Raw genomic sequence first — 2,538 nt, forward strand, 5'->3', positions numbered from 1 at the left:
AGGTCGCCGAGCTGGAGGCGGCGCGGCTGGAGCGCCTGGTGCAGGCGCCGGCAAAGGACGGTGGGCCGATGGTGCGGCTGCTGGTGCGGGTGATCGGGATCGGCATCGAGACCGCCGACATGCTGGTGCAGGAGTTGCTCTCGCGCGGGCTTCGCGATCGACGGGCGGTGGCGCGCTTCGCCGGCCTGACCGGCTCACCGGACGAGAGCGGCGCCCGGCGCCGAGAGCGCGGCCTGGCGCGCGTCGGGAGCGCCCGGGTGCGGCGCGGTATGATCCAACTCGCTTGGCGCTTCCTACGATTCCAGCCAGACAGCGCGCTGGCCCAATGGTGGCGCAAGCGCACCGATGGCGCGCCGGCCAAAGTCCGTTTGACGATGATCGTAGCTCTCGCTCGGAAGCTGTTGATCGGGCTCTGGCGGCTGGTCACGACCGGCGAAGCTCCACAGGGTGTGCACCTACGCCCGGAGATCACCCCGGCCTGAGGGGTCGATCGCCCGAGCCGCCGTCGCAAGCTCGGCTCCGTCGCCCGACCGCGCCCGGAGCCTGCACGATCCGAGGTGGCGACTACCCGCCAGCTTCATCGGCCCAGGTCGCCGTAGAGGAGATAGGGCCCGCCGCCTCGGAGCCCTTCGCGATGCGTATGACTGCATCATGGTTGGGTCCGCCCAGGGCCACCGAATACAAGGCTGCGGCGTGATCACGCCGTCACCCAAAGGGCTCGCCTCGGATCGCTGCGAACCTCAAAGGAGAAAGACTGCATCCAAGTACAGCTTGACTCGGAAAGCCCCATACAAGGAAGCCGCGGTCAGTCCGAGCGGTGCCGGCCGGCTGAGGCGGGGCTATGGGGATTGCGTCTCGCACCAGGTCCCGAGCGGTGGGCGTGCGGGCGATGACGGGGGCGGCCAGCGCCGGCCGGGGGCGCCCGGAGCGGTCGCGGCGCGGGTTGAGCCGGGTGCGGGGGCGAGAGACCGACGGGTTCAGAGGCTGTCGGTGGCGTGAGGCGCAGCCGGGCCGGAGCCGTGGCCGAAGGGCGACGGCGGCGCGGGCTCGGGCGTGTCGGTGTGGCGGCGCTCATGAGGTGTCGAACCAGAGAGGGAGGCCGTCGGCGGTGTGCGGCGTGTGCCCTCGGCCGAAGATCGCGCATGCGTCCGCCGCAGCAGGGGCAGGCCGGCAGGGCCGTGGCCTCCGGCTCGGCAGGTTCGGGGTCGTCGTCGTGCGGCGCGGCGCGGCGGGCTGGTCGCTGGCCTGTTCGGCGATCAGGGCCCGGAGGTGGTCGAGGTCGACGGCGTGGGATATGGAGAATTCTTTCTCGACATTTTTATTTTTTGCGGGAAAACCCATGAAGCCCATAAACACCACAGGGCCATCAATAAGCAAATGCCGCTGGCTATCGAAGCGCGCAGGGATTCTTCAATATTTATAAATATACCATTGTTATAACGAGTATCAACAGAGATGCTCCACCAATTCTCATCCATATGAAACTTGTGCTACTGAATCCAATCTCCATTCTTTCCGTGTCTTGGGTTGACGCGGTACCCAAAGGCAGATCCAATAGGCGCGTCTACTCCATATTGTTGACGGTGACGTTTGGTGGAGTCGGCCCCGGGTGGTTGCTCCACAGCCAGCCGAAGAGCATTCTTGCGCACTGAGCGATGCGTCTTTCAAGATGGAGCCGATAATGCAGCGTCGCCGACCATCCACGGAGATATTGGTGATAGAGGCGTATCGCCAGAGCCGCGGGGCAGGGATGGACGAGTGGAGCGCTTGCGAGGCGGCGCTTGCCGAGTTCAGAAGCCGTCATCCCGAGGCCTCGATCGAGTATGCCAACATCTTCATCTCGCAAGCTCTGGCGACGCTTCGTCCCAGGGCTCCCGAATGGCCGTCGCGGGGAGAAGGACTTCCAACCTCGTTTCGCGCGCCTGCATCCAAGCAGCGCCGGATCCGTCAGATAGAATAATCCTTACCTCCTTCAGCTGCCATTGGCGCGAAGCTCTCTCAGCTTTCTTGTTCTCGTCCCAGGTCATGTGCTCGGAGGTGAGTGGCCTGATGATCACGATCGAATCGGGTCATGTCCGCTCTCGGGAGCCCGGCGCGATGGCCGCTGTTCACCCTCTCCGGACATCACAACTCATTGAAATCGCTAGCCGATAAGGGGGCTTATCGGGCATTGGGGCTTCCGCGGCGGGCGGCGGGCGGGTAGGATCGTTCGCGCCGCCAGCTGCAGGTGCCCTGTGCCGTTCGCCGTCACCCTCGATCTCGATCCGCCCAGCGCCGCCGCCCTGGCGCCGCTGATCGACGCCATCGAGCGGGCCGACCCGGACGCGATGACGCCGCGCCGAGCCCCGGTCGACCCGCATCTCGCTCGCCGTGTACGATCGCCTCGATGCCGCGGCGATGAACCCCAGCACTGCAGCGCTTCGCCGCCCTCCAACCGGCCTGCGACATCCAGCTGTCCAGCCTCGGCCTGTTTCCGGGGCCACCCTCGGTGCTGTTCGCGGCGCCAGTGGTCTCGGCCGATCTGCTCGATCTGCACGG

General features: G+C 66.2%; 2 protein-coding genes. One reads left to right on the forward strand and one right to left on the reverse strand.

Annotation, left to right across the window (positions count from 1 at the left end; translation table 11 throughout):
* Positions 1 to 482: transposase (locus FFK22_RS41380; RefSeq protein ID WP_143956974.1), on the forward strand; the 482-nt coding region annotated here is incomplete at its 5' end.
* Between the two features lie 589 nt (positions 483 to 1,071).
* On the opposite strand, the gene FFK22_RS44215 is transcribed toward FFK22_RS41380, so the two are convergent.
* Positions 1,072 to 1,356 carry a hypothetical protein gene (locus FFK22_RS44215; RefSeq protein ID WP_143956975.1) on the reverse strand — a complete coding sequence of 95 codons (285 nt, stop codon included), beginning with the start codon at positions 1,354 to 1,356 and terminating at the stop codon, positions 1,072 to 1,074.
* Between the last annotated feature and the right edge of the window lie 1,182 nt (positions 1,357 to 2,538).

It is taken from the genome of Mycobacterium sp. KBS0706 (genome assembly GCF_005938675.2).
Lineage (GTDB): Bacteria > Pseudomonadota > Alphaproteobacteria > DSM-16000 > Inquilinaceae > Inquilinus.